The 333-nt window shown below is 73.6% G+C and carries 1 pseudogene; it reads right to left on the bottom strand.

The features are described 5' to 3' along the window. Positions 1-333 (bottom strand): annotated as a pseudogene (locus AOK15_RS47285) (D-alanyl-D-alanine carboxypeptidase/D-alanyl-D-alanine endopeptidase); the annotation flags it as partial.

The raw sequence follows: 333 nt of genomic DNA on the forward strand, positions 1-333 counted from the left end.
CCAGGGTGGACAGGGGCGCGGAGGAGACGGAGGCGATCTCCTCGGCCTTCTTGGAGGCCGTGACGGGGCTCGCGGCGGGGCCCTTCGTCGTCTTGACGCCCCGGTCCGCCAGGAGGTCCGCGAAGGCGCGGGTGGCGTCCGCCGGCGGGTCGAGGCTGCGCTCGGCGGTGCCGCTGGTGGAGTCGTTCAGGCGGGCCTCGTCGACCATGAGGGCGGTGACGGGGGCCAGGTTGAAGTCGCGGCCGATGGTGTGGAGCTCGGGGCCGTCGTAGAGGGACGTGTCGTAGGCGAGCGTGATCTCGTTCAGGTGACGCTCGGCGAGCGCGGCGGCGG

It is taken from the genome of Streptomyces ossamyceticus, from assembly GCF_001418475.1.
In the GTDB taxonomy this organism is placed as follows: Bacteria; Actinomycetota; Actinomycetes; order Streptomycetales; family Streptomycetaceae; genus Streptomyces; species Streptomyces ossamyceticus.